The sequence below is a fragment of the Phycisphaerae bacterium genome (assembly GCA_035384605.1).
Classification (GTDB): domain Bacteria; phylum Planctomycetota; class Phycisphaerae; order UBA1845; family PWPN01; genus JAUCQB01.
In genome coordinates this window covers 1-23,428 of record DAOOIV010000002.1, presented here as the reverse complement: position 1 = coordinate 23,428, position 23,428 = coordinate 1, and the positions used below count along the sequence as shown (strand labels likewise).

Genomic DNA, 23,428 nt, shown 5'->3' with positions numbered 1-23,428 from the left:
CATACCCGGGCACTGTCACGGACCCTCTGTCAGGGGGGTGGCAGACGGGTTTCCAGTGCCCCCCGCCTGAACCCGCAGGAACCTTTCGGGTGGTTTGAGGCGCCCAGTGGTACCCAGGCGTCATGCGCGGCTCTTGCGGGCGGGAATGCACGTTTCGAGGGTTGGTTGGCTGCGGCGCTTGTGGAGACCTCAGAAATCCAAGGCGGCCTTCAGCCGTAACCAGAACGCGCGCGCAGAATGCGCACCAGTCGCGACGGAAGAGACTAAGGCGGACCGCCTTTTTGCGGGCCGCAACCCAAGCGGAGCGCGATCCAAAAAGATGCGTGCAAACCCCACCGCTTTCTGGCCGTAAGGCTTTAGCCAGGTAAGCGAAGAGTCATGGGTGAAGGAGCGCCTTCGGTGCCGCCGGTGAAAAAAGTTACATGGCCGTTACAGGAAAACGAAACCACGGGTGGGCGCTTTCGTCTAAACTGCTGTACGGGCAGGACGCTGCCAGGGCGGCTAAGCCGGCGGTTTAGTGGCAGAGCAGTCTACCTGCGTACCGACGTAGGGACCTGCCGATCATGGCGACCCTGACGTCATGTCATCGTGACGAGTTAAGCAACCCCCGGTGCATTGGGGTGTAGGAATGAATGACGCTTCTCCTGTCGTGTAGATTGTCAGGCCGGTCAAGATTCGAGGGAATGAAAATGCAAACCAGTTCCCAGCCGCGATCGATCCGTATCCTTTTTTGGAGCCTCGCCGTGTTTGTTGCCGCTCTTATCCTGCCGACTGCCTATGCGGCAGGTGGGTCGGCGGCTGTCGGAGTTGCCAGCCGTCCTGCAGACACGCAGGTCTTCACCGAGCAGAGCATCTATATCCCGTATGAGAAACTGCGGGAGGTTTTCGAGAAGCAAGGGCGAGGTGTGTTTCTTCCCTACGAGGAGTTCGAGAAGCTTTGGCGGGCCGCCCGCGCAGGCACAAAACCACCCCCAGAGGTGGGACCGCCCGTGGATGCGTTGATCACAGAGGCTTCGCATGACGCGGTGGTGACAAAGGATGTTGTAAGAGTGACGGCCAGCCTCAAGATTGAGTTGCTGAAGAAAGGGTGGAGGGAGGTGCCGCTGCATCTTGCCACATCGGCGATAACAGGAGCCACGATCGGCGGCAAGCCGGCGCGGATCATCTTCCAGCCGGAGGCAGGGTACAAGCTGTTGCTCGACAAGGCGGAGGATGGTTCAGAGACGGTCGACGTCAAGCTCGAATACGTTCAAGCCTACAGCAAGGCGCCCGGCCAGAACAGCGTTCGTTTCATGTGCCCGCAGGCGCCGGTCAGCAGATGGACGATCCGCATCCCGGAGCCGGGCATCAAGGTGAATATCGAGCCGCTGATCGCTGCGACGGAAGTACCCGGCGGGGGTTCCGGTACGGCGACGCAGCCGAGTGAGACGGTCGTCCTCGCGTTTGTGGGGGCGGCGTCGTCCGTTCGGCTGGATTGGACGCCGAAGGCCGAGGGGGCAACGGGCCTGGAGGCCCTGGTCAGTGTAAAAGGAGAGCAGCAGGTACTTATCGAGGAGGGCGTCACCCGGTCCCGGGCGGCGCTGACCTATGAGATCAGTCGTGCCGAACTCAGCCAACTGGTAATTGCGGTTCCGGCCGAGCAGAAGATTGTCAACGTTCTGGATGCGAACGTGCGTCAATGGACGGTCAAGGATGCCGATGGCAAACAGCACATCACCGTTCAGCTTTTTGAGGCGGCGCGAGCTTCCCAGCGTGTCATGGTTGAGCTCGAACATTTCCGGGGCGAGGCCGATCGCAGCGAGGTGGGCATAGCAGTGGTTGAGGCCGTCGGCGTGGGGCGTCAACAGGGCATTGTAGTGGTCCAAGTCGCTTCCGGACTTCGAGCGGAGACGACACGACATACGGGCGTGCTCCAAATCGATGCCGGGGAACTGCCGTCTGCGCTTGCGAAGACGCCGTGGAGTTTTGCGTACCGGTATGGGGCGGTGCCTTTCGACCTGCGTATTCAGATCGAGAAGATTCAGCCTCGGATCACGACTGACTCGCTTGTCGAGGTTCTGCTGGAGCCGGACAAGCTGAGCATCGAGGTATTCGCCGTGTACGCCATCGAGCAGGCGGGTGTTTTCCAGCTTGAGATGACGGTTCCGGCCGATTTTGAGATCAGGCACGTTGCCGGCCGTGAGGCTCCCGGGATTGCTCCGGTGCAGGTCGACACGCATGATCGGCAGGGAGACGACAAGACCAGGCTGGTGATGAACCTCTCGCGTAAGGCGATGGGGCGTGCGGGTCTGGGTGTTCGGTTGGAGAGGGTGCTGACGGAGCCCGATCTGCTTGCACCGACGGGCAAGCCCGCGGCCCTGGCGATACCGCTGCCTCGCGTGGCCGGCAAAGCCATTGAGCGAAGCATCGGGCGAATGATCATTCACGCGCCGGAGGGACTTCGGGTCAATCCGGGAGCCACGGAAGGCCTGCGGCCCGCGTCTTTTGGTGAGGCCGTGCAGGGCATGGGAACGCCCAGCGAGAAGCGGTTTGCCGGGGCGAGGCCCGTTCTGGCGTTCATCTTCGGGCAGGAGCCCGCCGCGCTGACGCTGCTGGCCGAGCGGCGTAAGCCTCAGGTGACTGCTCGCCAACTGCTGACGGCGTCGGTGGATTCGGGAGTGGTCAAGTACGAAGCCGCTTTCTTCTACGACATCTTATACAGCGGGGTCAAATCGCTGCGGATCGATCTTCCGGCCGATCTGGCCCCGGACGTACGGAACAACTCGCCGGGGATACGCGACAAGGTGATCGAACCGCCGCCGAAGGACCTTCGCGAGCACCACGTCGCCTGGAGTTTCACGGGGGAGACCGAATTCCTTGGCGCGGTCGCGATTCGTCTGACGTGGGAGAGGAAGATCGACAAGCTTGACCTCGGCAAGAGCGTGGAAGTGGCGGTCCCTCAGCTCAGACCGGCAGAGGTTGACCGGCATTGGGGTCAGATCGTCCTGATCAAGGCCGAGAGCATTGACGTCCAGGAAACCGGCGAGCCCACGGGCGTCCGACCCATCGACCCGCAGCACGACCTGATGCCTGGGGCGAGCGTTCCGAACGCGGCAAGGGCTTTCGAGTTTCATGATGACTGGCGGCTTCGCATCCAAGTGACGCGCTACAAGTTGGAAGAAGTCAAACGCACGAGTATCGAGCGTGCATTGATACAGATGGTCGTGACCAGAGGCGGTCAGACGACGGTGCAGGCGCTCTATAGAATCCGCAGCGCGCACCAGCGGCTCGCGGTGGTCCTGCCCGGCGGGGTGGAGTTCGACAGCGAGCCGCTTCGGATCAACGGTCGTCGGGTTCCGTTGGAGCGGGGCGACAAGGATGAGTTTTTTGTGCCGCTCGTCGGCCTCAATCCGGAGCAGCCGTTCCTGCTTGAACTGCGATACCGGATTGCGGGGGCCGGTCGGCGGCTGTCTCCGCCGGCCTTCCCGTCGGAACCGGCAGTGCAGAAGGTATATCTGTGCGTATTTCTCCCTCCGGAATGGACGTACCTGGGTTCAACCGGTCCGTGGACGGATGAAATGGACTGGACATGGCGGCCGGTGTTTGATCGGCAACCGTCGGCGAGTTGCACGAATACGCAGTTGGTTTCCTGGGTTGACGAAGGGGTTTCCACTGCGGCGGGCCCGGTGGATACGTTCCAGACCGACGGACGCATGTACCTGTTCTCATCCCTTTGTCCGGCGGCGCCGCCGGCGGGAGCGCTGCATCTCATCACGATGGACGAAGACTGGCTCGCATTCCTGGTGTTGGCGATCGTCCTGGTGCCCGGCGTGGTGCTGCTATGGACAAGGGCGTCGGTTCGGTGGACGGCCTGCGGCGTCTTTGTGGTCTTGCTGATCGCAATAGGGATCTTCTTCCCGACGCTGAGTCGACAAATCGTTGACGGAAAACTTGTGGCGGCGGTCGTGATCGTGCTGACCATCTGGTGCCTGCATTACTTCATTCGTGTTCGACCATATGATCCGGTCCTGATTGCCCGTCGCCAGGCCCGCGAGCAGATGAAGTTGGCCCGGCTGGGGATGCAAGCGGCGGCGGCAGGAGCAGGAGCAGGAGTCTCACCGGCTGCTCCGGGGCCAAACGCGGGCTCGCCGAGCGAGACAAATGCTGCGAACAAAGAGGTGAGGGAAGGAGACTCAAGCCATGCGTAAGACACTCCTTCCACTCCTGGCCGCGGTCGCTATACCGCACTTGAGCGGCTCCGCGGCAAGCGGGATCGGCTTGACGCGGACCGGCGATGCAATGACCGCTCGCGAGCTGTACGTTCCATATGAAGATCTCAATGTTATTCTTGAAGGTCAGCCCCGGCGCGTGCTCCTGTCGCGAGAGGAATATGCGCAGTTGAAGAAGGCGGCCGTCGCCGAGGCGGAGGCTCGGCCCGGGCACGACGCGGCCATTCTTGCGGCCGATTATCGCGTGGAAGTCCAAGCCGGGCGTGCGGCGATCACAGGCGAGCTTTCGATCGAGGTGCTCGTGCCGGGCATTCATGCCTTGGCCCTGGATCTGGCGGGGGTGGGGCTGCGCAAGGCGGAACTTGATGGCGGCAACGCCGCGATCGGTCGCTCGGATGACGGTCATCTCGACTTGTTCGTGAGCGGCAAAGGCCTCCATAGCCTGCGGCTTGAGCTTGTTGCGCCGCTGGAGACGACGGCGGCGACGCAGGTGCTCAACTACCGTTTGCCGACGCCGGCGGCCACGAGAGTGCGACTGACCGTTCCGGGTGACGTGGAGGTCAAGGCGGGTGCGGAAACCATCAGCCGCGAGGTTGAGCAGGACGGCAGCGCCACCCGTTTCGAACTCGTTCCCCGGCAGGGGGACGTGTCGCTGGTCGTGACACTGAACAGCAAGCTGCTTCGGCAAGAACGCGTGGTTGTCGCTCGCAGTGTCATAGTGGCTGAAGTGACGCAAGTCTATGAGCGGTTGCACGCGACCTTCTCCATGACGGCTCTCCACAAGGCCGTTGATGCGTTCGAATTCCGGTTGCCGGCGGGTTTCGAGGTGACTTATGTCCAGTCGCCGCAGATGGCGCGGTGGAGCGTTGATTCGAGCGGCGGTGATCGCATTCTTCGTATTCATTTGCGCGAGCAGACGGCCGGGCTTGTGGTCTTGAGCCTTTCGGCGATTCGGGCCGCCCCCAAGCTTGACGCATGGTCCATGCCCAGGTTGATTCCGCTCGACGTTGAGGGACAGGTATCTGTTGTCGGCCTGGTGCTTGAGGATCGTCTGCAACCCCGGTCCCTGAAGACGGACGGCCTGATTCCCGTGGATACGCTTGTGTTGACACGGGCTTTGCCGGCCTCGGTGTTTCAGGCGGAGCCGGGATCGCCTCGCGTGCGACCCATTATTGCGGGGTATGCTCCGCAGCGCGATTTCAGCATCTTGGCCGAGTTTCACAAACCCGAGGCCGAGATGTTCGTCACCACGAATCTTCTGCTGACCCTGACGGACAAGGGGCACGAGATGCGCGGCGGCTTTGCCATTCTGCCCAAAGAGGAGAAGCGCTTCAGCTTGGATTTCGCGGTCCCGGAAGGGTGGGATGTCACCACCGTCACGGATGCCGAGAACAAGACACTGCCGATCGAGCGTTTTGACCGCCCGAAAGGCGGTACACGAGTTCACGTCAGGCTCCCGCAGGGGGTGGCACCGCTGCAGGAGTATCGAATCTATTTTCAGGCCTCACACCAGCCGGCCGGGTGGCTGGCCCTCTGGACGACAAGAGAAACGGCGTTTCCGATCTTCGGTGTTCTGGGAGCCTCTCGTGAAAGTGGCGCGCTGGCCGTGGCGGTTAAGGATGACATTGCCGTGAGGCCGAGCGAGACCGAACGGATTGAACCGCTCGACGAGCATGAAAAGGAGAAATACGGCCTGGGGGGCGTACCGACCCAGTTGGCTTTCCGTTTTGAGGGAGCTGATTACCGGATGACACTGGCCGTCGAGCGGGTGAAGCCCAGACTGACGGCGCGAAGCATATCATCATTTGTTGTCACACCTGACTTTCTGATCGCTCACTATGAAGTCTTCTATGAAATCCAGGAGGCCGCCACCCGCGAGCTGGCCCTGCTGCTGCCGAAGAGCATGCCTGAATCGTTGGTCATTCGTGGACTCGGTCCTGCCCGCCTGAAGGAATACTCAAGCCAGTTGGACGGCGATTACAGGCGCTGGCAGATTTTGTTGGCCGAGCCCGGCCGAGGGAGCGTTCGTCTGGCCGTGGATTGCCGGCAGCCTTTGACCGAAGAGGGCACAAGCACGCTGTCTCTGCCGGTGGTGAAGGCCGAAGGAGTGTCATATCAGTCGGGCCTCGTATCCGTGGAAGGAAGCGCGGAATTGAACGTCGAGGTCAAGACGGACCTTGGCAAGGCCGACGTGGGTGAACTCGTTGACGCTGAGTATCAGCCCGGGAAGCGGTTGCTCGGCGTTTATCGTTTTGTTGGAGATCAACCCGCGATCACCGTGAACGTGTCGCGGGATGTCGCTTATATGCTGCCGGCGGTCATTGTCCAGCGAGCCGAGCTGGCGACGCTGCTTGACGCGGGTGGCCTGGCCCAGACGGCGGCCCGCTATGCGCTGCGTACCAAGGCGCCGTTCGTGCAGCTTGAACTGCCTTCCGGTTCAAAGCTGTGGTCGGTTGAAGTCGACGGTCTGCCAGCCGCGCCGCAACGAGAGGGCGAGTCGTTGATGATCAGTCTGCCGGCCAAGGCGGGCGGCACATTGCGCGATTTGCGCGTCGTTTATGAAACACAGATCGAGGGCGTAGCATTATTCGGCAATCTCGAGGTGTCAGCTCCCAGGCTTCGTCTGCGAGGTGAAGAAGAGGCGACTGCGATTGACGTTCCCGCTGCCGACCTCCTGTGGCGATTGTACACGCCCAGCGGCTATGAGGTTCTCTCAACAGCCGGAACCGTCGTCACCGAGCAGGTAACGCCATCGAGTCTCGCTTTAAGCAACGTCGCCCAGTGGTTGTTCAAGACCGGCGGTGGTGTGAACTGGTTCTACGGATCGTCTGGACTGGCCCGTGCTCGTGCAATGGCGAAAGTCGGCATGAGGCTGAAATATGGCGAACTTAATGCCGTTTCGCAGGAGGAGGACAAACGCCCTGTTTGGGGTGTTTCTATGCAACCACGCGAAGCTGCCATTGAACCGCGACAGCCTGCGCCGCCACCCCCGCCACCGGCTGTCCAGACCGCAGGCAGCCCTGGTCAGCCACGGCCATCGGTGGCGTTGGCGCCGCAAGCGGCATCGACCACAAAGCCGCCGCTCAAGCCACAGCAGGCCGGCATTGGCTGGGCGCTGTCGGGCGTTCGCAGTTTGAGAATTGAGCTGCAGCGAGGCGGCAAAGAGATTGTGTTCCACAGTCTTGGCGAGGAGCCGAAGCTTGTGGTGGGTGTCGCCCATACGCGGCGATCAAGCTCCCTGGCGTGGGCACTGGCGGGCCTTGTGATTCTGGTCGGTCTGGCAAGAGTGAATTGGTCGGTGAAGTCTCGCGCAACCATGGTGGTTGCGATCATCGGGGTTGCCACGATTCTTCCGCTGATTGCCGGATCGGCGGCTCTGGCCCAGGTCCTGAACCCGGCCTGTTACGCCGGGTTCGCACTGATTCCGCTCTATGTCGCCATCTCGGTGGTTCGCCGACTGGCCGTCCGGTTTCGTCCCAACTCCGCAGTCTCGAACTTGGTTGCCACGGCCGCAGCCACGCTCTTGGTCATGCTGGTCTTGTGTCCGGCGGCCCATGCTGAAATGAGCAATGACCACATGATTCGCTCGCTGGTCGAGCGGCTGCAACCGCCGGCGCCGGCCGGCGTGCCGGCCGATGCGGTTATCGTGCCCTATGACCCCAAGACGGGTACGGGTATCCGGGATGCCGCCCAGTTGCTTGTGCCGTACGACCAGTTCGTCGAGTTGTGGAACCAGGCTCACCCGGATCGGCAGATCGAGGCGATCAAGCCGCCGAAATCTTACGGTCTTGCGGGGGCGACCTACATGGCGACGCTGCAGGGCGATGAGTACTTGCTTGTCGAAGGGGTCATGGAGATCGAGGTATACACCGACGAGATGGTTTCGATTCCGCTGGGGCTCGAAGGGGGGGTGCTTGCCGGCGCAACGCTGGACGGCAGGACGGCCCGGCTGAGCATCGCCACGGTGAGCGCAGATCAGCCCTCGCAAGCGGTTCAAGTCCCCGCGAAAGGCAAGCGCCCGCCGAGGGGGAGCGTCTTTTTACTGCATGTCACCGGGAAAGGGCGTCACCGTCTCGAATTGAGTGTACGGATGCGCCTTGATCGTCCCGGCGGCTGGCGGGTAGCCCAAGGGCAACTGCCTGCGGCTCCTGCGACGGCGCTCAGCCTCGTCATCCCACAGGCACAAACCGAACTCCGCATTGGCCAGGTTGCGGACCGGCGGACGCTCGTCACCAGCGGTCCCGGCGAGGTCCTTAATACCGCACTCAATGCTGATGGTAAGTTTGACGTGAGCTGGCGGCCCAAGGTCGGGGAAGCGGCCATCGATCGGAGCCTGACAGTTGAATCCTCGGCGCGATTCGACGTCCAAGAGGACGGTTTGATGCTGGATTGGACGTTGCGGTTGTCATTTCGCCGCGGCGAGCGGGAGTTTTTCCGTTTCGGGTTGCCGACCGACTATATCGTGCTTCAGGTGACCGGCAGCAACGTGCGCGGCTGGGAAACTCGCGATGTCGACGGCCGCCGGGAGATCGAAGTGACCCTGCTGAAGCCGGCCAAGGATCGCGATGAAATCGCTGTTCACCTCTGGCATCGGGGGAAAGTGGGAGACGAGTCGTTTTCGACCTTTGAATTGCCCATGGTGAGCGTGCCGGATGCGATTCTTCACCAGGGTTCGGTGGCCATTCGCCGGAGCCCGCTGTTGAATCTGAGGACCATCGAGGTATCCGGCGTGGCTCGCACCGATCTGACGGACACCTCAGCCTCGCGACCGGCCGACAATACAAGCCCGCTGGGGATCCGGCCGTACCAGGCCTATCGATTCGCGGCAACACCGTTTGTGATTCGCCTGGAGGCCACGCCTGTAAGTGCTCGTGTCACGGCTCGGTTTCAAACCATCCTTCGGGTTGCGGAACGAGAGCGGATGCTCGAGTCACGAGTAATTCTCAAGGTGGAAGACCGACCGCTTTACCAGGTTCGCATCGCCTTGCCGGCGGATCTGAAGGTCGATCGGGTCACGGCCCCGGGGGTCTTCGAATGGGCGATCGCGCAGCAAGCCGGCGGACCCTTGTTGAACATCTACCTGGCCGGCGGGCAGCGTGGGGACGTTCCGATCACGCTCACCGGTACGCTCGGCAAGCCGGGTCCGGTTGAGCAGGTACCCTTGCCTAGACTGGCGGTTCAGGACGTTGCCGAGCAGGAGGGCGACATTGTCGTTCAGGGCGATCCGGCGTACCGCATCGAGGCGGAGGATCTGGTTGATTGCGAGTCGGTCCTGCTCACGCGCGTTTTCGGCTGGCTGACGGATGCTCAACGTGCGCCGGCTCAGCTTGCGGTTCACTACCGTGGGGACAAGTACAAAGGCTCGGTGCGCGTGACACAAAGGCAGCCGGACGTTTCATGCCACACAGTCAGCAGCGTTCGGGTGACCAGCCGGGCGATCGAGGAGACGGTCCTTCTGGACTTCAACGTTCGCGATGCCGGGATCAGGGAACTCAGTTTTCTCCTGCCGGCACAGATGAAGGATGCCCGTATCAGCGTGCCCCAACTGCGTCTGAAGACCATTCAGCCGACCTCCGACGGAACGGGTGCGCCGATACGCGTGCGTCTGGAGTTGCAGGACAGGCTCATGGGGCAGGTGCGGGTGCTGATCGAGAACGATCGGCTTCTGACGGCAGCGGTTCAGAGCGTGCCGATTCCGGTGGTCGAGACGGGACGCACGGTTCGCCGATATGTCGTGCTTGAAAGTGCCGGGCGAAGCGAGGTCGTCATCGAGTCCTCGCCGGGGCTCGACGCCCTGACGCGCGAGCAACAGGAGTGGAGATGGCTCAGTTCGGTTCTTGGCGGGAAGGTGACGCAGGCTTATCTGGTACAGCCCGAAGCCCAGCAGCCCGCGCTGAAATTCCGCACGCAGGAGCGGGCCGTCGTCGAAACGGCCGGGGCATCGATCGGCCTGGCCGAGACGTTAATGGTCGTCGACGCACAGGGCACATATCGGGCGGGCCAGATCCTCAGGGTGAACAACGCCACGGAGCAGTATCTGGAGATTCTCATGCCGGATGGGGCGGTGCTCTGGACCGCGCGAGTCGCGGGCGAGCCGGTGAAACCCACGCAGGTGCCCGACCGGACCAAGGCCCGTCATGTACGCATTCCCCTGATCAAGACAGCCACCGGCGACCTCGACTATGAGGTTGTTCTCAAGTACGGCGGCCGGCTTGGCCCCATCGGGATAACCGGCTCGGTGACGTTTCCGGTGATTGAGACGGTGAACATCGAGGTAGCCCTGAGCCAAGTTCGCTTATATCTTCCGGAAACTCATCGGTGGTTTCGCTTCGGCGGGACGATGCGGCAGGCGGGCGACGAGGTCGAGCTCGCGGCCGACTACGTGACGTATCAGACCAGGAAGGCCCGCCAACTGGCAGAGGCGCTGAGCTCGGCCGACGATTACGCCAAGGTCCGGGCGGCCGAGAACGTGAGAGTTCTCGGAGGGCAGATGCAGGAGTTCCAGAGTTTCAACAGCGCGATTGTCCAAGAGGGCAGGCTACGAAAAGAGCTCCTCTCGAACGCCATGGTCATCTCGCAGGCTGGTGAGCAGGTCAAAGAACTTGCCAAGGTACTGGAACAAGGGGCTGTGACGGACAACCGCGGGGATCTGAACGATTACTTCGCCGGCCAGGCGAACACCCGATCAAGCAATGTGGTCATGGAGCTGGGCACCAATTTCGAAACAGGAGACGCCTCAGCGGCAACACTTCAACCGGGCGGGGACGACGGGTTCAGCCATGATTGGTTCGTCGCCAACGGCCTGGTGAGCCCCGCGCCGCAATCCATCATCTGGGATGCTCCAGCAACCGCTCCTGCTGAGGTGCAAGACCTCGCCGGCATTCAGGGTGTCGCGAATCTCTATTTCAGCGTGAGGCAGGAAGGGGCTAAGGCCAGGCAACCTGCGGTTCCGCAGGTGATTCAGGAGGCGCAGATGGAGGATCTTCGCCAGAGCCTCGATAGGGTCCAGGTATCCGCGAGGGAAAGAAAGAAGGAAGACGTTCTCGATGGGAAAGGCGACACTCTGACGCGTTACCAGGACGTTGTGCGTGAGCGGGCATCGGTGTCGCAACGCCGCTCGAGTATGTCGTATGGCCATGGTGTGGAGCTGGGCCACAGGAGCACGATAACGCTTGACGCGATGGATGATGCCGACGGTGATGATGCAAAGGATCGTAGCCGATACCGCGGCACCATGGGCGGCATGGGCATGGGAGGCATGGGCGGAGGGATGGAGGGGATGGGCGCCGGATATGGCGCGTACGCCGGAGGGGGCGATGTAATGACGGGCGGTGCAGGTGCCGGTGTCCTGACCGCAAGAGTACCTGGCGGGTTCTCGGCGAAAGGACTGGCCAGCCTCGATGTGGATATCCCGGTCCGCGGCCAAGTCTACTTCTTTACCACTCCCCAAGGCAAAGCGGAGATCACTGCCCGGGCGGTCTCACGCGGCTTCCTGAGCAATCTTAGGTATCTTGTCGTGGTGCTGGTACTCGCCGGCGCGGCCCTGGCATGCTATCGCGCGTTGGCGCAGAAGGCGTTCACCTGCTGCACCAGTCGGCGCGGGGCCGTGGTCACGATCGTTTTGGGGCTAATCGCCGTGATCGTGGGGTTCCTACCCGTGGTTGGACTGCTCGCCGTGGCGGTGGGTCTTATTGTGTTGATCCGAGCGCGGGGCAAAGTTGCAGCGGGCCCGCTGCAGGCCACATGATTCATTGAGAGCGGAACGATGGTAGCCGGCTTGTCGTCCGCGTTTTTGTGGGGGGGTCAGACCTTGATGAAGATCCGCCTTCTATAGAGCGGCGCGGTGAGCAGTAGCCAGAGCAGAACGTAGGTGATCGCCCAGAGCAGGGAGGCATTGAAGGGGCCGGCCCAGGAGGCGAAGATGGTTTGGTAGAGCCAGGTTCTCAGGCTGATCTCGCTGCCGTCGGCCAAGTGCCATTTGTATGTCATCATGAGCCGTCCGAAGATGCCGGAAACGAAATAGACGGCGATCGCATTCGTGCCGAATACCAGGAACGGCCATGCCCACCGGCGGTATCTCTTCACGTCGACCAGCCAGAAGGAGACAGCCAGAGACTGAAGGGCCAGCCCGCCGGTGAAGAGTACGTATGAACTGGTCCATATCTTCTTATTGATCGGCACGCTGTAGTTCATAAAGTAGCCGACCGCGATGGCGGCACTGGCCGCCAGAAACAGGCCGGCGGCCGTGTCGCGCTTGTCACGGCTGCTGTGCAGCCAGTTGCCGGCCAGGACACCCAGAAGGCACGTGGCTATGGCTGGGATGGTGCTTAATACCCCCTCGGGGTCGGGGCGCTCGCCATAGAGGTGATTGCCCAGGCGGAACATGCGAAGGTCGACCCATTCGTGGAGCAGACCTTCCGGACGATCGGGCGGAAGAAGCTCTGCGCGAAAATCGCCCGGCGGCAAGGCATATCTCAGCAGGGCCCAGTATCCGACAACGAGAACTGCGGTCCAGATGGCCCGACCTCGGACGCCTGAGTACATCACGATGATCGAGCTGAAGAAGTAGCACAAGGCGATGCGCTGCAAGACGCCTGGAACGCGAATCCTGGATTCCTTGAAGGCGTCAAAGCAGGTCGCGAAGGTTGCAATCGCGCCGATCGTCAGAAGCCAGCCGGCCACCATGCGCATCTGTGGCCACGTGCCGCGAGGCCAGCAGAAGGGGCCTCTGTCAGCGAACATCAGAGCCAGGCCGACGATGACTGCGACAAACGGTCCCATGATTTTCCAGCCCGAGGGCTTGGCCAACGCGTCCCAGGCAGGAAAGCAGGTGAGATAGCCATTAAGGATCAAGCCGAGCACGAAAAGAATGATGGTTCGACGGACAACCTGCCCGAACAAAGCCGGCCGGCCGGCCCCTTGAGCGATTCGCCGGTCAAACGAGAAGGTCATCGCCACGCCGACGATAAACACGAAGAAGGGGAACACCAGGTCGGTCGGCGTCCAGCCATTCCAGTCCGCATGCCGCAGCGGCGCGTAAACGTGTGACCCCGAGCCTGGATTATTGACCAGGATCATTCCCGCGATGGTGATTCCTCGAAAGACGTCCAAGCTGACAAGACGGCCCTGTTGTTGGGGCACGGATAATCCGGAAAGCGTCGGGGCGGTTGTTTCAGCCATGGGGCACCGTCCCCAATAATCACCGGGAAAAGGCTTCAGTGCAAGGTGCGGGACCGGACGATTCAGCGGGCCGGGTTGTCTTCGGCCCTTCCGAGCCATGCCGGCGCAGGCGACGGACCCGCCCGGAGCAGGGCGGGGCCTATTTGTGCCGAAGAAGAGCACTGATAATGAAGAAGAACACACTTGCCAGGACGATGACGGCGCCGGTACCTACGTTGGCCAGGTAGTCTGAGAAGGAAGCCAGCGTCCCGGCCACGCCGCTGAGTAAGCCGAAGGCTATTGCCCACCAGAACATTCCACCGGCGCTTCGTGCGAGGTTGCGGGCGGTTGCGGCGGGAATGACCAGCAGGGCAGTGACCAGGAGGATTCCCGCGGTCCGGATGGACACCGTCACGACCAAGGCCAAGAGGAGAGTAAACAAGTAATCATAGAGCCGCACGCGGATGCCGCGGCTATGGGCCAACTCGTCGTTCAGGCCGACGAGAATCAGCCTGTTGAATCCGGCGATCATGAACACGAGGACGGCGATTCCCAACAGGAGGCTCAGTCCGAGGTCTGCGCTGTCGAGGTTCAGGATATCGCCGTAGAGATACCGTTGGAACTGCGTCGTCCGGGCGCCGCTTCGGGTGACGATGGCGATGCCGAGGGCCACCACGGCGCTGAAGAACACGCCGATGACCGTATCGTTCGACAGATCGGTGGTACGGCGTACGTAGGCGATTCCGAGGCCGACGATCAGGCCGAATAGCACCAGCGTCATGCGCGGATCGGCCGCAGAAAAGGATTCGTGCAGCAGCAGGCCGATAGCCACGCCGGCAAACGCGGAGTGCGAAATCGCGTCGGAGAAGAAAGCCATTCGGAAGTTGACCACTTTGACGCCCACGGCGGCACAAACCGGAGCCAAGAGCAGGCATTCCAGCAGAGCATATCGCATGAACTGATATTCGCCCCACTTTGTGGGCAGGATACGACGGAGCGCCTCGTCAATCGCCGGCAGGATAACGCTGCTCCAGAGGTCGATAGTGGCCAACGCCGTACTCATTTGCCGCAACTGCCCCCGTGATGATGCGTGTGGCCGTGAGAGTGCCCCTCGTGCTCGCCGGTATGGGCGTAGAGGGCGACTTCCTGCTGGTAGAGAGCTTTTAGATTCTCTGCCGTGAGTGTCTCGACAGTTCTTCCGCTGCATTTCACCGTTTTGTTGAGACACAGAACATACTGGGCATGCCGCGTGACGATGCTCAGGTCGTGGCTGACCAGCAGCATGGTGTAACGAGAATCACGTTGCAGGGAGGCCAGGAGGTCGCAGAACAGTTCCTCGCCGGTCACGTCCACGCCTGATACGGGTTCATCGAGCAGCAGGATTTCCGGTTCGTCGGACAGGGCCATGGCCAGGAGCACTCGCTGCAATTCGCCGCCCGAAAGCCTTCCAAGCGGCTGGTCGGCCCAGTCCTTGCCGCCGACGCGATCCAGCCAGGTCTGGGCCAATTGGCGAGCCTGCCTGTGGTGTCCGAGCCAGACGGGAGTGCGTTGAAGGCCTGCGCACATGAAATCCATGACGGTCATCGGGATTCCGCGATCGAAGTCCAAGCGTTGCGGAACGTAGCCCACCCGCAACGGCTTGCCATTCCTGCTTGCACCCCACTCGATGCGACCGGTATAGGGCACCAAGCCGAGAATGGCCCGCAGCAGCGTAGTCTTGCCGGCTCCGTTGGGACCGATGATCGCATTGATCTGCCCGACGGCAGGCTCGAAGGTGATATGTTCCAGGATCGGTCGCGCACCGAGCGTGACGCCGACGTTCGTCAAGCGTAGTGCGAAGGTGGGCGCCGCGTTGTCGGGAACCGCGTTCAAGGTCATGATCCAAGGGCCTTTACCAGCACTTCAAGGTTTGCTTCCATGACCTCTTCATAAGACCGTTCTGTTGGATCGACGTCAAGGCTGTTGAAGGGGTTGAGCGGGAAGGCGGGTACGCCGGCGTCACGGCTGATGGTGCGGGCGACCGCATCCGAATAGGCGGGCTCAAAGAACACGGCCGCCGCTCCCGTCCGGCGTATGGCATCGATGACCTCCGTCATCTCCGCCGCGGAAGGGGGCCTTGATGGATCGAGCGTCAATGTGGCAACGACCTCGAGGTCAAGATCCTTTGCCAGGTAAGCGAAAGCGTCGTGGAAAGTCACAATCCGGCGGTTGGCGAAGCGAACAGATGCTTCCCGCAGTCGCCGGTGAAGGGCCTGGATGCGGGCAACGTAGGCTTCGGCATTGGCCTGATAGCGAGCGGCGTATTGGGGGTCTGCCTCGGAGAGCCGGTGAGCCAGGTTTCGGATCTGCCGTATGGCTTGAATGGGCGAGACCCATACGTGAGGGTTCGGTTCACCGGCGGCATGTTCCTCATCGTAATGGTCGTCAGTCTCCGGGGCAGGGGCGGTTGCCGCACCCTGGTGGTGATTGTCGTGCTCGTGTTCGTTCCGGTTGGGTGCGGCTTGACGGTCCGTCGCCGGTCTTGAAGCAGCCGTTTCTGCCGAGTGGTGCTTGTGATGGTGCGAGGTCCGGCTTTGCAGGATCTCACAGTCGTCGGAAATGGTGATAAGCCTGGCTTTGGGATTGGCTTTCTGCAACGTATCCAGAAACGATTCAAGCCCGAGTCCATTGGCAACAATCAAGTCGGCTTGCGACACGGCCTTGAGATCTGCGGGGGTCACAACATAGTTGTGGGGGCATCCGACAGCGGTGGATACGAGCAGGCGGATATCGACACCCGGGGTGTCGCCGACGACGTTGCGGGTGAACACGTAGTTGGGCAGGAAGGTGCAGACGACCTTGAGCCTGGCTGCCTGTTGGGAGTCGCGTCCGCTGGGCAAGAAAACGACGGCAACCACTATGGCCAGTATGACCGCAATCAGGAGGATGGTTCGCCAGTGCGCGCCCGATGCAGGTTTCATTCTCGTTCCTCTCAGGTGCTTGCGAACGATGCCAACACGGTTTGGCCTCAGGGCCTACGGGTTTCACCCCTTTCCATATCATAGGCGCGCGTATTACAGTGTCAACTGGCTCGTGATAAAGGACTTGCAGGCGGCCGGTTAATGAAGGCCTTCCCCGCAAGAAGTCCTGCGTCCCGCGCACGTGTCTTCGTGGGAGGGTTTCGCGGGTTGCACCCGCCGAGCGGAGTTGGCCTCAATGAAGGTGGTCGTGCTGTTCACAGTGGGGGCAGACGAAACCCTGATTGTCGGTCTTGCCCCGTTGAGTCTGGGCTATCTCTGCCGGGTAGGCGAAATGGCAGCAGGTGCACACGACGGCCTCGAAGTCGGGCGTATGGGCCTTGAGCCAGTCGGCGAGGAGCTGCGGAAGCACGCCCCGGCCCCGGCAAAAAGGGCAGACGGCATGAAACCGCTGAAGAATGGCGTCGCGGATAAACGTGGACTTGTCGGGGATATCGTTCAGGATCTCGGCCAGATGCTGATCGACACGGAAGGAAACGACGGTCTGTTTGGATTGGTCTGGCATAAGAGCAACTCACTTCCCGCTATTGGCGTTGCAGGGGTTATTTTCCGTTATCATAGCAGAAGCGCCCGGATTGTGCCCGGGGGACAACCCTGACGGGGCATTGCGGCGGCGTAGCAGGAAAGCACAATGCCCAAGGAACCGGACCTGTTCGAGATGTACCGCTGGGTGCTGATGATCATCTGCGGCGTCTACACGTTGGCCTGCCTGGGGCAGACGTTGGTCGGCTGGCTGGACTATTTCAGCCAGTCGAGGCGGACACAGGTTCTCGGCCACTATGCGGTGGTGTTGCTTCTGAGGGCAAGGTTGCGACGCTTTGCGCGTGACCTGTGGCAGATCGGGGTACTGTTGGCGATCTTTGTTGGGCTGGTCTATGCTCATCGCGGCTTTTGAGACCTTACGGCCTGAGAGACCTGTGTTTGACGCGCGTGTTTATGATGGCCGCACTCTTTGGTTTGCGGCTCGCAAGGCGGCTTGTGTCCCGAGTTGACGGGGGTAGCGGGAATCATGAGCGAACAGCAAGGCAAATCGGCTGCAATTGACGACCTGCCGGTTGACGAACTGGTCGCCTACGGTCGGACACTCGGGATGCACCTGAACGCGAACGCCGGAAGGGGGGAGCTGCTGCGTCTGGTGCGCGAGCGGCAAGCGCTCCTGGCAGAGTTGGAGCACGAGGTCCTGTTGGACATCGTCGTCTGGGCACGCCGGCCGGTGCGCCAATCAGCCAGCAAAGAGGAGCTTGCCAAGGAAATCGCCTCCGTCAAGCGGGTTGATTTTCAGGGCCTGAGCGACAGGGGTCTGGTGGCCCTGGCCAGACTGCGAGGCGTGCCCGTCTCGCCCAAGCAGCCGCGGAAAGAACTCGAGAAAGCCGTTCGCGCGAGCGAACCCTTTTGGGACAAGATCACGCGCAAGCGACGGCGGCTGATCGGGTCGCTCATCAGTCACCTGCTTGACGATGCGGAGCCTGAATCGAAAGAGGCCTATCGTTTTCTTCCAGAAGAGAGCGGTCATACCTCGCTCAAGGAGCGGATCGCCGAGCAAGGGGTGGTGAGCGGCCTGGCTCGGACTATTCGGGGCGTGGCAGACGATTACGTTCGTCAAAAGATGGACGAGATCGAAGCCAGGATCGATCGCAAGCTCGATGAGATCGACCGGCGTCTTGCGGAATGGCGGGACCGTGAGATCGCCAACCGCCTCAAGATCATCAAGATCACGCTGGTGGCGTCGATTCTTGTGGCGCTGATGAGCTACGGCTATACTCTGCTCAAGTCGAATATCAAACCTGTTCCCGCCGGCGTGGAGGGGATCCCCGTGAGCGCGCCTGCGGGGGGTGCTTTAACAAGGCCGGCTGAGGCGGATTGACTGATATGTACGAGCGGTTGGACAAGGGGCTGGAGCGGGTCATAAAAGTCGCCCACGAGATTGCGCGGGAGTATGAGCAGGAGTACGTGGGCACGGAACATCTGCTTCTAGCGATCGCCCGAGAGAGGGAAGGGCTCTCGGGTCAAGTGCTGGCGGAGGTGGGTGCCAGTGAGGAGAAAACCAAGGCCGCCGTGGACAGGCTGATCAAGAACAGCCTTGAGGATACATGGGTTTTCGGGCGTTTGCCGGGTACGCCCCACTTTCGCAATGTGATGGCCAAGGCGATTCAAGAGGCCCGCAATTTCGGCAGCAAGGAAGTCTCCACCGAGCACTTATTGATCGGGCTGCTGCTCGAAAAGGGCTCCGTGGGCTACGAGGCCCTTAAGTCGCTGGGGCTGACGCCCAAGCTGATCCGCGACAAGATCCGAAGACTCATGGCCGAGGGGGCCGTGGACTGATCTGCCGGCTTGTGCCTCGCCATGTCCCCAGTTTCCCTGCAGGCATCATTCGGTTCGGATGGCAGGACGACAGAACTCGGTCTGGAAAGCTGCTGAAGGACCGCACTTGCGCACCACCAACGTCTGTCCTGCCGGCCGGGCTTGATGCCGCCTCGCTCCTCCTGTGCCGCCGGGCAGTTCTGCTGTGCGTGGTCTAGTTTCAAGAGCCGACCTATAAGTGTTTGAGGATGTGCGTATGAGAATCTTTGCGGACGGCGGATAGAAGAAGGAGGTTGACGATGTCGCGCTTGGCTGAACTGAAGTGCGAGGCATGCCGTAGAGACGAGCCGTGCGTCACCAGGGCGGAAAGCCTTGATCTGTTGAAAGCAATCCCCGACTGGCGGATCATCGAATGTGACGGCTTGCAGCGGCTGGAGCGTGTTTACACCTTCTCTAACTTCGCTCGGGCGGTTGATTTCACCGACCAGGTGGCGTCCCTGGCGGAGGAGGTCGGCCATCACCCTGCGATTCTGACGGAATGGGGCCGGGTGACGGTGCACTGGTGGACGCACAAGATCAAGGGCCTGCACCGGAACGATTTCATCATGGCGGCGAGAACTGACGAGGTCTATGCTGGGCACGTCCGGTGAGGGCTACGGGGCGACTTTGACAATCACCTTGCGCACGGGTTCCGGCTTTTCCACCGCCAGGCCGGGCATGTGAATGTCTTGCAGGGTAAAGACGGCGAACATGCCCTCTTCGACGTCGAAGAAATCGCCGCGGGTGTTGAAGAAGACCAGATCCGTCTCAGGGTTGTAAGGTTCTCTGATCGAAGCACCGTTCATTCGGGCATATCCCATTCGCTCGCGGCCTCGTACCACATACTGAACATCCCAGTACTTGTGGTGGGCTTCCCACTTGCCCTGGTTCGCAGGCTTGGTCTGATTATCGCAGACAAAGGCGAAGAGCCGGTCGCCGTCGATCGGATATCGGCCGGCCGGCAGCGTCGCGAGATCGGGACGCCGAAGGAAATCGATCGCCTTGGGCAACAGGGGATGAATGGTCTTATACAAATCCGCGTTCTTGAGAGAATCAACAATCATGATCGAGTGCCTCTTGTCAAAAGCTGACGCGGGGCTATTCTAAGCGGTTCTTATCCGTTTGTGAATTGTTGCCGGACAAGTTGGTTGAAATCGGCCGCAAGCCCGGCTTGATCGATCCCGACGAGGCGTCCGTCCTGGGCCAGGGTCCGGCCTGCTACAATGACGCGCTTGGGGCGGGAAGGCTGACAGAGAAGAAGAGCTCCCAAGGCATCTTGAGCCGCGCCGCCGGCCATCGCGATGTCAGTGGCATCGTACAAAACCAAGTCGGCAGCGCAAGCGGGCTCGATTCGGCCCAGTTTGGGCCGTCCCAGGACCGCCGCACCTCCGGCCGTCGCGAGGCGAAATGCATCCGCGGGACTCATGGCGCCCGCCCCGTTGACCACTCGCTGAAGCAGGAGGGCCTGCCGGGCCTCGGCCAGCAGGTTGCCGGCGTCGTTGCTGCTGCTGCCATCGACAGCCAAGCCTACCTTAATGCCGGCATCGAGCATCTTGCAAACCGGCGCGATGCCGCTGCCCAAACGCATGTTCGAGCAGGGGCAATGGGCCACGCCGGTCGAGGTTTCTGCGAGCAGGCGTATCTCGGCTTCGTCCACATGAACGCAGTGGGCCAGGTAGACGTTCGGTCCCAGCCACCGGTGTTGCCTCAGGTACTCCAGCGGCCTTACGCCAAACCGATCCAGGCAATACCGCTCCTCATCGAGCGTCTCGGCGATGTGCGTGTGAAGCAGAACGTCGCGCTCGGCCGCTAGATCCCTGGTCTGGTCGAGCAACGCCGGCGTGATGTTGAACGGCGCGCACGGGGCCAGGTCGATCCGGCGCATGGCCAGCGGCGAAGGGTCGTGGTAAAGCTCGATAACTCGTACCGAGTCGGCCAGGACATGCTCGTCGGTTTCCACGCACTCATCGGGTGGCAACCCTCCCGCCGATCGTCCGAGTGTCATGCTGCCCCGGCAGAAATGAATGCGAATGCCCAGGGTCTCGGCGGCTCTCAACACCGCCTCAGCGGCGACATCGCTGGCCGGTGGGAACAGATACATGTGATCGGAGGTCGTCGTGCAGCCGTTGAGAATCAACTCCGCGATGGTGATCAGAGCGGCCAGGTGCAGGGCGTCATAGGTCAGATGCTGCCAGCGCGGATACAGCCCGACGAGCCAGTCGAACAGGCAAGCGTTTTGTACGTGCGGGGCGCAACGGGTCAGTGACTGGAAAAGGTGGTGGTGGGTGTTGATCAGCCCGGGAATGACCAGGCAGTCACGGCCGTCGATGACGGTGAGGTCGTTGGCGCGGGCCGTACCGGCTTGCGAGATACCGCCGGACTGTATGGACAGCGCGTACTCGATGTCAGCCTCACTGACGTAGCCGAGGTGAAGCAGTTCCTGGCCGATGACGCCGTGGCTTTGGCCTTGGATTTGCAGGGCTTCCTGGATCTGTTCCTGGGTGACTTTGCCGGTCGCCAACAGGATTGTCCCGAGCGGCCGTCCCTTGAGTTCCGGAGGCGGTTGGTTCGTCGGCCGGCCGTTTGTTTCAGTCACGTGATCGGTCGGTCCCACCCCCGTGATAACGCCGTCGCAGAACTCGACGGAATGGTCTGACAGGACGACCGGATCATTTCCGCGGCAGGTGATGATCGTTGCGTGGTCGATTCGTGTTCGCATCGGCTGACAGTGTAGCCCGAGACGGTGATCTCACAAGCCCGGCCGACGGGCATAGAGACGGTAGGGTGGGTTTCGTCCACCGATCACGTCGAGCGACCGGAACGTCTGCGGCGTCCATTGCCGTTTTGCGGCTCGATCATCGAAATGTGCAGAAGGTTGATGATCATCCAATCCCGAGCGATGGCGTCGGCAGAACGGGGAGTGGCCATCGGGTGCGAGGACTCGATTCGGGCCAAGCCGACGAGAAGATGGCGCTCGGCAACAACGACCTGGTCCGGATGGCGAACGAGCACACACCGGCCGTCCGACAGGCCGATCCGCAGAGGTTCAAAGGGTTGTCTCCTCAGAAGCTTGGTGATCCCCCAGGCGCGCACAGCGCCGCATTGTATGAGTGTTTCTTTCCGCGAGCAAACTCGTCAAGGCGGGTTCTGCTCGCCGATGACCGTTCGGCGAATGTCACCGGCCGGAAGAGGAGGCGTTCAACCCCGCGCGCCGACGACGCCTCCGCCGGCGCGACAAGGTCCTGGCGACAACTGGTGGCATGAACACCGCCGCCGCAGGCGAGGCAAGTGGTATGGCTTGAACAACTCATCGCCGATCGGTGGCCCGGCTCGGTGACTGGAGTTGTCACTATTATTCCCCATGATGATGGCGATGATTCGGGTCGTGTCGGCACGGCGCAAACTAAAGCCGTGTGGTATTCCGGCGGCAGGAGAATCGCCCTATTGGCAGGGGCAGACCGGGACGAGGTAGAATAATGATTTTGCGAGGTGAGCGGAAACCGCCGGATGCTGAAACCGGCGCTGCGCCGTTTGGGAGACAGACGCTGATGGCCCAAGTGTTTTGCATAGCTGCGAAGAGTTCGCCACCGTTGCCGACAAGGACGTATCCTCAGACAGTGTGGGTTGGGTTTCAGGTCCGACCGGCCAGATGCCGGTCCCGCACCGGGGCTGCGGGTTTCAGAGGAGACAGGCTTGCCCGGGCGTGGGCGTGGCGGCGCGGGTTCACGTTGCTGGAGGTTCTAATTGTCGTAGCGGTGGTGGCGCTGCTGGCGGCGATTCTGGTGCCGGCGCTGTCGGGAGCGAGGGATCAAGCCCGCAGCCTGGCTTGTCGTTCGAACATGAAGCAGCTCATGAACGGCGTGTCATTCTATGTGGCGGACTACCACGTATTGCCGGGTACGCACAGTCTTTTCTTTTTTCAAGCTCTTTTCGGCGCGGCCTGGCCCCGGCCGTCGGGGGTGACCTGGGACGGAGCCAGGGACCGGCTGGTGGGGCTGACGTTCAAAGCCGCTTATGCCGAACCGCACCATCTGGATCCGGAGTTCATTGCCGACGTACCCCGGAAGGGCACGATCTTCCGGTACACGAAGGAGGAGCGGATCTACACGTGCCCTTCAGACAGGCCCGGCAAGGCCGAGGACACGGCCCTCGGCGGGGGAGGCAACGGCCGGCTCGGGTATTCGCTCAACGCTTACATCGGTTACAAGGCGCCTGAGCACCTGCAGAGCTTTACGTACGTCGCGGCATCGCCGGACAACCGCTTGCCGGGCGGTCAGAAAAGGCGCTCGTTTGCGGCCGGGCAGCGGGTGGTCTTTTCGCCCGGGGCCTTCATGGTGCTGTTCGAGGAACACCCTTTTTACCACATGAACACGAGTTTCCCAGAGGGGAACTTCAACTGCCTGGACCGGATCGCCACCCGGCATCTGCTCAAGGGCGGGGCCAAGGGCGGAACGCCCGAGGGGCGGACGAGCGTGGTGTTCCTCGACGGCCATGCCGAAAGCCGCCTGTACCCGGCCAAGACGATGGGGCGGGAGCTGTTTGCCGAGTTCGGCCAGCCGTACGTCTGGCGAGAGTCGGGACCGCCGGACACGACGAACATGACGGCCTTTATCACAAGGTTACGCGGGCCGTGCCCGTGGTGACAGGCCACTAGGCCCTGATCAAGCATACTCCGGCGAGGTTTTCTCGCTTTGTTCGTAAAAA

Annotated in this window: 15 protein-coding genes; 8 read left to right on the top strand and 7 right to left on the bottom strand. The window is 61.6% G+C overall.

Features of this window, described 5'->3' with window-relative positions; all coding sequences use genetic code 11:
• Positions 1 to 683 precede the first annotated feature (683 nt).
• Both PLL20_00675 and PLL20_00670 read left to right on the top strand, forming a co-directional pair.
• Positions 684 to 4,187, top strand: a complete 3,504-nt coding sequence (locus tag PLL20_00675) for a hypothetical protein (protein HPD28479.1) — start codon at positions 684 to 686, stop codon at positions 4,185 to 4,187.
• On the top strand, positions 4,180 to 11,955 hold the full coding sequence (locus tag PLL20_00670) for a hypothetical protein (protein ID HPD28478.1): 7,776 nt from the start codon (positions 4,180 to 4,182) through the stop codon (positions 11,953 to 11,955). The genes PLL20_00675 and PLL20_00670 overlap by 8 nt, the downstream gene beginning before the upstream one ends.
• Before the next feature lie 56 nt (positions 11,956 to 12,011).
• Here PLL20_00670 and PLL20_00665 read toward each other — a convergent pair whose 3' ends face one another.
• The 4 genes from PLL20_00665 to PLL20_00650 all read right to left on the bottom strand — a co-directional run bounded on the left by PLL20_00665 (position 12,012) and on the right by PLL20_00650 (position 16,327).
• Positions 12,012 to 13,388, bottom strand: coding sequence for a DUF5009 domain-containing protein (locus tag PLL20_00665; GenBank protein HPD28477.1), 1,377 nt, complete (start codon positions 13,386 to 13,388; stop codon positions 12,012 to 12,014).
• Positions 13,389 to 13,527: 139 nt separating this feature from the next.
• Entirely contained in the window at positions 13,528 to 14,430 is a 903-nt protein-coding gene (locus PLL20_00660) for a metal ABC transporter permease (protein HPD28476.1), read from the bottom strand.
• Positions 14,427 to 15,245, bottom strand: coding sequence for a metal ABC transporter ATP-binding protein (locus PLL20_00655; protein ID HPD28475.1), 819 nt, complete (start codon positions 15,243 to 15,245; stop codon positions 14,427 to 14,429). Before PLL20_00655 ends, PLL20_00660 begins: the two co-directional genes overlap by 4 nt.
• Positions 15,242 to 16,327 carry a metal ABC transporter substrate-binding protein gene (locus PLL20_00650; protein ID HPD28474.1) on the bottom strand — a complete coding sequence of 362 codons (1,086 nt, stop codon included), beginning with the start codon at positions 16,325 to 16,327 and terminating at the stop codon, positions 15,242 to 15,244. The genes PLL20_00655 and PLL20_00650 overlap by 4 nt, the downstream gene beginning before the upstream one ends.
• Before the next feature lie 235 nt (positions 16,328 to 16,562).
• Here PLL20_00650 and PLL20_00645 point away from each other — a divergent pair, with 235 nt between their 5' ends.
• The 5 genes from PLL20_00645 to PLL20_00625 all read left to right on the top strand — a co-directional run bounded on the left by PLL20_00645 (position 16,563) and on the right by PLL20_00625 (position 19,335).
• The gene (locus tag PLL20_00645) at positions 16,563 to 16,982 is read left to right on the top strand and encodes a hypothetical protein (GenBank protein ID HPD28473.1); all 420 of its coding nucleotides are present in this window, start codon (positions 16,563 to 16,565) and stop codon (positions 16,980 to 16,982) included.
• Positions 16,983 to 17,015: 33 nt separating this feature from the next.
• A complete protein-coding gene (locus tag PLL20_00640) occupies positions 17,016 to 17,279 on the top strand; it encodes a hypothetical protein (GenBank protein ID HPD28472.1) in 264 nt (87 codons plus the stop codon).
• A gap of 114 nt (positions 17,280 to 17,393) precedes the next feature.
• On the top strand, positions 17,394 to 18,248 hold the full coding sequence (locus tag PLL20_00635; protein ID HPD28471.1) for a hypothetical protein: 855 nt from the start codon (positions 17,394 to 17,396) through the stop codon (positions 18,246 to 18,248).
• A 5-nt stretch (positions 18,249 to 18,253) separates the two neighbouring features.
• A complete protein-coding gene (locus PLL20_00630) occupies positions 18,254 to 18,706 on the top strand; it encodes a Clp protease N-terminal domain-containing protein (GenBank protein HPD28470.1) in 453 nt (150 codons plus the stop codon).
• A gap of 278 nt (positions 18,707 to 18,984) precedes the next feature.
• Positions 18,985 to 19,335 carry a 4a-hydroxytetrahydrobiopterin dehydratase gene (locus tag PLL20_00625; protein ID HPD28469.1) on the top strand — a complete coding sequence of 117 codons (351 nt, stop codon included), beginning with the start codon at positions 18,985 to 18,987 and terminating at the stop codon, positions 19,333 to 19,335.
• A 3-nt stretch (positions 19,336 to 19,338) separates the two neighbouring features.
• Here the strand turns inward: PLL20_00625 and PLL20_00620 are convergent, their stop codons facing one another.
• From PLL20_00620 to PLL20_00610, 3 genes are all read right to left on the bottom strand, one after another.
• The gene (locus PLL20_00620; GenBank protein ID HPD28468.1) at positions 19,339 to 19,788 is read right to left on the bottom strand and encodes a YhcH/YjgK/YiaL family protein; all 450 of its coding nucleotides are present in this window, start codon (positions 19,786 to 19,788) and stop codon (positions 19,339 to 19,341) included.
• Between the two features lie 50 nt (positions 19,789 to 19,838).
• Positions 19,839 to 21,443: an 8-oxoguanine deaminase gene (locus PLL20_00615; protein ID HPD28467.1), complete on the bottom strand. Its 1,605-nt coding sequence runs from the start codon at positions 21,441 to 21,443 to the stop codon at positions 19,839 to 19,841.
• An 83-nt stretch (positions 21,444 to 21,526) separates the two neighbouring features.
• A complete protein-coding gene (locus PLL20_00610; protein HPD28466.1) occupies positions 21,527 to 21,736 on the bottom strand; it encodes a hypothetical protein in 210 nt (69 codons plus the stop codon).
• Between the two features lie 716 nt (positions 21,737 to 22,452).
• Between PLL20_00610 and PLL20_00605 the strand changes: the two genes are divergently transcribed.
• Positions 22,453 to 23,367, top strand: a complete 915-nt coding sequence (locus PLL20_00605; GenBank protein ID HPD28465.1) for a hypothetical protein — start codon at positions 22,453 to 22,455, stop codon at positions 23,365 to 23,367.
• The last annotated feature ends 61 nt before the right edge of the window (positions 23,368 to 23,428 follow it).

Bases quoted from the DNA above. Each gene is read 5' to 3' on its own strand.
- PLL20_00675 (HPD28479.1), top strand. From the start codon at position 684: ATGAAAATGCAAACCAGTTCCCAGCCGCGATCGATCCGTATCCTTTTT.
- PLL20_00670 (HPD28478.1), top strand. From the start codon at position 4,180: ATGCGTAAGACACTCCTTCCACTCCTGGCCGCGGTCGCTATACCGCAC.
- PLL20_00665 (HPD28477.1), bottom strand. From the start codon at position 13,388: ATGGCTGAAACAACCGCCCCGACGCTTTCCGGATTATCCGTGCCCCAA.
- PLL20_00660 (HPD28476.1), bottom strand. From the start codon at position 14,430: ATGAGTACGGCGTTGGCCACTATCGACCTCTGGAGCAGCGTTATCCTG.
- PLL20_00655 (HPD28475.1), bottom strand. From the start codon at position 15,245: ATGACCTTGAACGCGGTTCCCGACAACGCGGCGCCCACCTTCGCACTA.
- PLL20_00650 (HPD28474.1), bottom strand. From the start codon at position 16,327: ATGAAACCTGCATCGGGCGCGCACTGGCGAACCATCCTCCTGATTGCG.
- PLL20_00645 (HPD28473.1), top strand. From the start codon at position 16,563: ATGAAGGTGGTCGTGCTGTTCACAGTGGGGGCAGACGAAACCCTGATT.
- PLL20_00640 (HPD28472.1), top strand. From the start codon at position 17,016: ATGCCCAAGGAACCGGACCTGTTCGAGATGTACCGCTGGGTGCTGATG.
- PLL20_00635 (HPD28471.1), top strand. From the start codon at position 17,394: ATGAGCGAACAGCAAGGCAAATCGGCTGCAATTGACGACCTGCCGGTT.
- PLL20_00630 (HPD28470.1), top strand. From the start codon at position 18,254: ATGTACGAGCGGTTGGACAAGGGGCTGGAGCGGGTCATAAAAGTCGCC.
- PLL20_00625 (HPD28469.1), top strand. From the start codon at position 18,985: ATGTCGCGCTTGGCTGAACTGAAGTGCGAGGCATGCCGTAGAGACGAG.
- PLL20_00620 (HPD28468.1), bottom strand. From the start codon at position 19,788: ATGATTGTTGATTCTCTCAAGAACGCGGATTTGTATAAGACCATTCAT.
- PLL20_00615 (HPD28467.1), bottom strand. From the start codon at position 21,443: ATGCGAACACGAATCGACCACGCAACGATCATCACCTGCCGCGGAAAT.